Here is a 7,136-nt window from a genome sequence, read left to right on the forward strand (position 1 = left end):
TGGGGCTATAGCTCAGCTGGGAGAGCGCTTGCATGGCATGCAAGAGGTCAACGGTTCGATCCCGTTTAGCTCCACCAATTTGTACGGTTCGAGGTTTGGCCACACAAACCTTGGATCGACCAGCCTCAGGCTGGTCATGTGTATAGAAGGTTTTGCGTCCCCTTCGTCTAGTGGCCTAGGACACCGCCCTTTCACGGCGGTAACAGGGGTTCGAGTCCCCTAGGGGACGCCACGATTTTCCCGTTATACGGGCCAAGGGTCATTCAATTATTGAATGGCCCTTTTGTTTTTGTGCTGCGTTTTTCCTACCCATATCCCCTTGCACGCGGTGTCCCCGACCGACGGGCACGTTTTGGCTTGCCAATATTATTATGTAAATAATATTCTCTGCGTAATATCAGGAGGCCGCATGAACGACAAAAAAGCTCAAACCCGCGAACGAATTCTTAAGGCCGCCAGCTCTGCCTTGATTACGCGTGGCCCCATCGAGCCAAGCGTCAGCGAAGTGATGGGTGCGGCAGGCCTGACGGTTGGTGGTTTTTATGCGCACTTTGAAAGCAAAGACGCGATGATGCTGGAAGTATTCAACCAGTTGCTCTCCTGTCGGCGCGATGCCTTGGACGCTATCAGCGGCGACCTCCCAGGAGAAGAGCGTCGTGGATTGTTGGCCGCGTTTTACCTGTCCCGTAAACACCGGGATGCCTCTGAGCAGGCGTGTCCATTGCCATCCACCGTGGCTGAGATGGCGCGCTTGCCTGACAGCTTTCGTGAGGCGCTGGCAGAACACGTGGAGCTGATGACCGCGCAACTGTCCTCCAGCCCTGAGGAAGCCAATACCGCACTGGCTGATCTTGCGTTGATGCTCGGAGGCTTGGCGCTGGCGCGTGCATTGGGCCCCGGCGATTTGTCTGACCGAGTATTGCGCGCCGCCAAATCGGCAGTGCTCTGACGACCTGCCACCGATTGGACCGACCTTCCGTTACACTGCTCTCCAGTGGCTTGCCGTCGAAAGGTAGGCCGGAAAGGAGCAAGCATGAGCTGGGATCTGGTTACGCCATTCGTCATTGACCTGAATGTCACCTCTGACGACATCGATGGATTGGGGCATGCCAATAACGCGGTGTACGTCACTTGGTTGGAGCGCTGTGCCTGGCGGCATTCCCAGCAGCTTGGCCTGGACCTGACCGAGTACCGTCGCATCGACCGTGCAATGGCGGTGGTTCGCCATGAAATCGACTATCTGGCCAGCGCCTATGAAGACGACGTACTGCAATTGGCAACCTGGATTGTCAGTTGGGATCAGCGCTTGAAAATGACCCGCCGGTTTCAGCTCAAACGGCCCAGTGATGGCATGACCTTGCTGCGTGCGCAAACCACCTTTGTCTGCATCGAATTGTCCACGGGCAAGCCAAAGCGCATGCCGGCAGAATTCATCGAGGGCTACGGGCCAGCGCTGATAATCCCTCCAGCCTGAGCCTTGCCGCGCATAAGCATTTCCAATCCCCGGTCCGCCCCGTAAACTGCCGGACTTTTTTCGAGTGTGACCCATGCAAATTGCTCTGGCGCCCATGGAGGGTTTGGTTGACGACATCCTGCGCGATGTACTGACTCAGGTCGGTGGCATCGACTGGTGCGTGACCGAATTCATTCGCGTGTCCGAGCGCTTGATGCCCGCTCACTACTTCTACAAATACGCGTCGGAGCTGCACACAGACGCCAAAACCGCTGCTGGCGTGCCATTGCGCTTGCAACTGCTGGGTTCAGACCCAGTGTGTTTGGCCGAGAACGCGGCCTTTGCCTGCGAGCTGGGCGCTCCAGTGCTGGACCTGAACTTCGGCTGTCCGGCCAAGACAGTCAATCGCTCCCGTGGCGGTGCAATCCTGCTCAAAGAGCCCGAGTTGCTGCACCGCATCGTCGAGCAGGTACGCCGTGCGGTACCTGCGCACATTCCCGTGACCGCCAAAATGCGCCTCGGTTACGAAAGCCCGGAAGGGGCGTTGGATTGCGCGAGGGCGTTGGCCGATGGCGGCGCTGAGCAAATCGTGGTGCATGCGCGGACTAAGGTCGATGGCTATAAACCGCCTGCGCACTGGGAATGGATCGGGCGCATTCAGGAAGTGGTCAAGGTGCCTGTGGTTGCCAACGGTGAAATCTGGACCGTGGACGACTGGCGGCGCTGTCGGGAAATCTGTGGCGCCAGGGACATCATGATCGGCCGCGGACTGGTGGCCCGCCCTGACTTGGCAAGGCAGATTGCGGCTGCCGAAGCGGGCGAAGAGGTGGTCGAGATGACCTGGTCAGAACTGCTGCCCATCGTGCACGTGTTCTGGCTGCACGCGTTGGAAAAAATGACCCCGATTCAGGCGCCCGGCCGTTTGAAACAGTGGCTTGCGTTGTTAACCAAGAGTTACCCCGAAGCCACGGAGCTGTTCAACACCCTGCGCCGCGAGACCGACTGCCAGCGCATCGGGCACTTGATCGGCTTCATCCGCAGCGAAGCGGCGTAGGGCAATCCGGAAATTCCGGTGGGAGCGAACTTGTTCGCGAATCAGGCGGTGCGATGTATCTGACAGACCGCGTTTCTCGCTTCCCGAACAAGTTCGGTCCCGCACCGTTCGCGAAAGCGTTGCAGATTGGCGTTTACAACCCTCCATCTGCACTCAACAACCCCACAAATCCATCCAGCGGCAGTGGCTCGCTGAACAAATACCCCTGATACAAATGACAACCCAGTTGCTCTAGAAACCGCAACTGCTCGGGCTTTTCAACGCCCTCGGCGATGACGGCCAAGTTCAAACTTTGCGCCATGGCCACTATGGCGCGGATGATTTCGGCGTCGTTGGGGTCGGTCGTCGCATCACGGACAAAGGATTGGTCAATTTTCAGCGCATCCACGGGCAGTCGCTTGAGGTACGTCAGCGACGAATAACCCGTACCGAAGTCATCCATGGCGAAAGTGACGCCCATTTTCTTCAGGCGACGCATCTTGGCGATGGTGTCGTCGATGTTTTGGATCACGATGCCTTCGGTGATTTCCAGCTTAAGCAGTCGGGCAGGGAAGCGGTGGTTTCGCAAGCTGCGCTCTACTCGCTCGACGAAGTCGGTTTGGCGAAATTGTCGAGGGCTGATGTTGACGCACATGCTGAAATCGTCTGAATCAATCAGCGCTCGGTGCAAAAGCTGCCCGCCGGTTTTGCAGGCTTCGTCAAGAATCCAGCTGCCAACTTCCAGAATCATCCCGCTTTCTTCCAGTACCCGAATAAATTGCGTTGGAGGCAGCGCCCCCATTTGCGGATGCTGCCAGCGCAATAACGCTTCGGCGCCAACGATGCGGTCATCCCTAGCGTCCACTTGGGGTTGATAGTGCAGGCTGAACTCACCACGGGTCAGCGCCAGCCGCAGGTCGTTTTCCATGCGCAAGCGCTCGCTGGCCGCTTTTTGCATGGTGCTGTGAAACAGCTGCGTCGTGTTACGCCCAGAGTCTTTGGCTCGGTACAACGCAATGTCGGCGCGTTTGAGCAGGTCGGCCGGGGTCGAGCCGTGATCTGGAATCAACGCTACACCAATACTCGGCGTTACCTGCAAACGCTGGCCGTCGAGGAACATCGGTTCAGCGAGCAACTCGCGCAGGGTATCGGCCAAACCACGTACCTGGTGAGTGACTTCGGTTCGGGTGCCCACCAAACCGCTAAGTAGTACCACGAACTCATCACCGCCCAGGCGCGCAACCGTGTCCTCAGCGCGGACTGTAGCCTCCAGGCGTGCAGTGATGATCTTCAGTACGCTATCGCCCACCGGATGGCCGAGGGAGTCGTTAATGTGTTTAAAGTGGTCGAGGTCAAGGAACAGAAGGGCCCCGCGCAGGTTGTGATGTTTGAGCCATTCGATCTGTTCGCTCAGGCGCTCCATCAGCGACGCGCGATTGGGCAGGTCGGTGAGCGGGTCGTGATAAGCCAGGTGCTGAATCTGTGCCTGGGCGCTTTTCAACTGGCTGATGTCGCGCGCAGTCATGAGCAGGCAGGCGGTTCCGTTAAGGGTAATCGGCTCCATCGACACATCGACCGTCAGCACCTCGCCGTTTTTACCGAAAGCCTGCATTTCCCTGTGATGCACTCGGCCAGATTCCTGCAAATCTTTGAGCAGTAACTCGCGATGATTATCGGCCCAGATGCCTACTTCATAGACCGTGCGGCCAATGACATTTTCGCTCGTGTGCCCGGTCAATCGGCAAAAGCCGTCATTGACCTCAAGGTAGCGACCTGAGTCTCGCTCGGTAATGGTGATGGCATCGGGGCTGGAGTGAAATGCCTTGGCGAACTTCTCTTCGGAACTCGTCAGGCGTTGTTCGCGCTCAACCTGGTCCGTGATGTCGAGCAGGGTGCCGGCCATGCGCAATGGGTGGCCGCTGGCGTCGCGGTACAGACGGGCGCGGCTCTCAAGGAAGCGTGATGTGCCGTTTTCCAATTGGATGCGGTAAGTAATCTGGTAGTTTCCCGCCGGACCTGCGCGCAAGCTGCGGTAGGCATCGCGCATAGTGTCGCGCTCTTGCGCGGGCACGCAGTCAAAAAAGGAGTCGAAAGGTTCGTGGAACGGTTCGGGCGGCAGGCCGTGCAATTCGGCGGAGCGAGCCGAGCCGTAAAGCATGCCCGTGGGGATGTGCCAATCCCATGTACCCAATTGCGCTGAGTCCAGTGCCAGGTCCAGGCGTTCCTGGCTGTCCTTTAGCGCTTGTTCTGAGCGTTTATGTTCGGTGTTGTCGAGAAAAGTACTGAGAATATAAGCACAGCCGTCGAGCTCGATTTTCTGGGCGCAGAGGGTGCCTTCGAGGGTGCGGCCATCGTAGGTGTTTAAACGTGCTTCGAGGCTGACCGGCTTCGGTTCGCCTTCGATCAGCTGCAAAATTTGCAAGCGTTGCAATGGCTCAGCCCACAAGCCGATGTCGGCGGTCGTACGGCCCAGAACATCCTTTATCGGCCAACCCATCAGGCTTTCGAAATAACGATTAGCCTCACAGATCAAGCCATCTTCCAGGCGGGTCAGGAGGACGACATTGGGGCTGAGGTCGTACAGCGTCGCAAAGCGTTGCTCCGGGCCGGTGAGCTTGGTCGCTTGGCTGAGCGCCAGGTAGGGCAGGTTTTCCGCTGTGTCGGGCATCGTTGAGCAACCTTCAATGCATCGGCGAACAGGAGTAACCTGTTGGCACTGGTAAGGTCCGTCGTCAGGGAAGCGTTATTTGTGCGTCCAGCAATGCCATGAATGCCCGGGCCGCATTGGACAGCGTGCGCTCGGTATGCACGATGTAGCCTAGCTGACGGGTGAGTTGTATGCCCGGCAATGCGATGCGCGCAACCTGATCATCGAGCATGGTACGTGGCAATACGCTCCACGCCAATCCAATGGAAACCATCATCTTGATGGTCTCCATATAATTGGTGCTCATGGCAATATTGGGTTTCAACCCCTGAGCTTCACACAGGCGGCTAACGATGTGGTGGGTGAACGTGTTTTCGCCGGGAAACACGGCAGGATAGCTCGCAACGTCGGTCAAACTAACCTCACCACCGGTGGCCAACGGGTGCTCTGGCGCGGCAACGAAATCCAGCGGATCGTCCCAGACTAAAACGGCTTTCACCAGCGCATGAGGGGCTGGCGCCAAGGTAATCACTGCCAGCTCCGCGCGACCATGGAGTATTTCGTCGTACGCAACTTCCGAATCGAGAAACTGAATATCCAGCGCGACCCCGGGATAACGCCGGGTGTACTCGCGCAATATCGGTGGTAGGCGGTGAAGGCCGATGTGGTGGCTAGTGGCCAAGGTGAGTCGTCCGCTGACCTCTCCGGTGAGGTTGTTCAGCGCTCGCCGCGTGTCATCTAGCACACTGATAATTTGATAGGCCCGTGGCAATAGCGCCCGGCCCGCCTCAGTCAGGCTAACTTCACGGCCCAGCCGGTCGAATAGCCTGACATTTAGCTGTTGCTCCAGGCCAGCAATGCGCTTGCTGATCGCAGGCTGCGTCAGGTGCAAACGTTCGCCCGCCGTGGAGAAGCCGCCGGTCTCGGCAATGGCAATAAAAGCGTTGAGATTAGCCAAATCCATAGTCGTATTCCAGTAAGTTATCCAAAGCATAAAAAATATGAATTTGAGTTATTTAATCATACCTCATAATATTTACCTCACAAGCCACGAGGTCATTGCGTTAACGGTTATAAAATCGGGACTCAGTGATTGGCATAGATAGACCGCTGATGAGGAAACGTCTGATGGCCGGCAAAACGCTCTACGACAAGCTTTGGGATTCGCACTTGGTTAAACAGCGCGATGATGGTTCTGCGCTGCTTTACATCGACCGTCACATCATTCATGAAGTGACGTCACCGCAAGCCTTCGAAGGTTTGCGTCTGGCCAAGCGTGCGCCATGGCGGATCGACGCCAACATTGCGACCGTGGACCACAACGTGCCAACCACGCCTGACCGTCTGGGCGGGATTGAGGCCATCGTCGACCAGGTTTCACGCCTGCAAGTGCAGACCCTTGATGACAACTGCGACGAATACGGTATTACCGAATTCAAGATGAACGACCCGCGCCAGGGCATCGTTCATGTCATTGGCCCCGAGCAGGGTGCAACCTTGCCCGGCATGACCGTGGTCTGCGGTGATTCGCACACCTCGACCCACGGCGCGTTCGGTGCCTTGGCCCACGGTATCGGGACTTCGGAGGTTGAGCATGTGCTCGCCACCCAGTGCCTGGTCGCCAAGAAAATGAAAAACATGCTGGTTTCGGTCGAAGGCAAATTGCCGTTTGGCGTGACCGCTAAAGACATCGTGCTGGCGATCATCGGCAAAATCGGCACCGCAGGCGGCAATGGTCACGCGATCGAGTTTGCCGGCAGCGCGATCCGTGATCTGTCCGTTGAAGGCCGCATGACCATCTGCAACATGTCCATCGAAGCCGGCGCCCGCGTTGGTCTGGTGGCCACCGATGAGAAGACGGTTGCCTACGTGAAAGGTCGTCCATTTGCCCCGAAAGGCGCGGAATGGGACATGGCGGTTGAAACGTGGAAGGACTTGGTGTCCGACGCGGATGCTACGTTCGATACCGTGGTCAAGTTGGACGCGACCCAGATCAAGCCACA

At 57.5% G+C, this 7,136-nt stretch carries 5 protein-coding genes, 2 tRNA genes and 1 pseudogene; 6 read left to right on the forward strand and 2 right to left on the reverse strand.

Going from position 1 to position 7,136, the window contains the following annotated elements; translation table 11 throughout:
* Position 1 precedes the first annotated feature (1 nt).
* The 5 genes from M0974_RS30795 to M0974_RS30815 all read left to right on the forward strand — a co-directional run bounded on the left by M0974_RS30795 (position 2) and on the right by M0974_RS30815 (position 2,507).
* A tRNA-Ala gene (locus M0974_RS30795) sits at positions 2 to 77 on the forward strand.
* A 79-nt stretch (positions 78 to 156) separates the two neighbouring features.
* Positions 157 to 232: transfer RNA gene (locus M0974_RS30800), tRNA-Glu, on the forward strand.
* Between the two features lie 177 nt (positions 233 to 409).
* A complete protein-coding gene (locus tag M0974_RS30805) occupies positions 410 to 949 on the forward strand; it encodes a TetR/AcrR family transcriptional regulator (RefSeq protein ID WP_297845762.1) in 540 nt (179 codons plus the stop codon).
* An 84-nt stretch (positions 950 to 1,033) separates the two neighbouring features.
* A complete protein-coding gene (locus tag M0974_RS30810; protein WP_297845764.1) occupies positions 1,034 to 1,474 on the forward strand; it encodes a thioesterase family protein in 441 nt (146 codons plus the stop codon).
* Positions 1,475 to 1,547: 73 nt separating this feature from the next.
* Positions 1,548 to 2,507: a tRNA-dihydrouridine synthase gene (locus M0974_RS30815; RefSeq protein ID WP_297845765.1), complete on the forward strand. Its 960-nt coding sequence runs from the start codon at positions 1,548 to 1,550 to the stop codon at positions 2,505 to 2,507.
* 133 nt (positions 2,508 to 2,640) lie between these two features.
* On the opposite strand, the pseudogene M0974_RS30820 reads toward M0974_RS30815, so the two are convergent.
* A pseudogene (locus M0974_RS30820) lies at positions 2,641 to 5,088 on the reverse strand (EAL domain-containing protein); the annotation flags it as partial.
* 130 nt (positions 5,089 to 5,218) lie between these two features.
* Complete coding sequence (locus M0974_RS30825) at positions 5,219 to 6,097, reverse strand: LysR family transcriptional regulator (RefSeq protein ID WP_297845768.1); 879 nt, start codon at positions 6,095 to 6,097, stop codon at positions 5,219 to 5,221.
* Between the two features lie 164 nt (positions 6,098 to 6,261).
* On the opposite strand from M0974_RS30825, the gene M0974_RS30830 reads away from it, so the two are divergent.
* A partial coding sequence (locus M0974_RS30830; RefSeq protein WP_297845770.1) for an aconitase family protein occupies positions 6,262 to 7,136 on the forward strand: 875 nt, incomplete at its 3' end.

Source organism: Pseudomonas sp. (assembly GCF_026224925.1).
Classification (GTDB): Bacteria; Pseudomonadota; Gammaproteobacteria; order Pseudomonadales; family Pseudomonadaceae; genus Aquipseudomonas.

What these genes read in the sequence shown, in the direction of transcription:
- M0974_RS30810 (WP_297845764.1), top strand. Translation starts at nt 1,034, where the DNA reads ATGAGCTGGGATCTGGTTACGCCATTCGTCATTGACCTGAATGTCACC.
- M0974_RS30815 (WP_297845765.1), top strand. Translation starts at nt 1,548, where the DNA reads ATGCAAATTGCTCTGGCGCCCATGGAGGGTTTGGTTGACGACATCCTG.
- M0974_RS30825 (WP_297845768.1), bottom strand. Translation starts at nt 6,097, where the DNA reads ATGGATTTGGCTAATCTCAACGCTTTTATTGCCATTGCCGAGACCGGC.
- M0974_RS30805 (WP_297845762.1), top strand. Translation starts at nt 410, where the DNA reads ATGAACGACAAAAAAGCTCAAACCCGCGAACGAATTCTTAAGGCCGCC.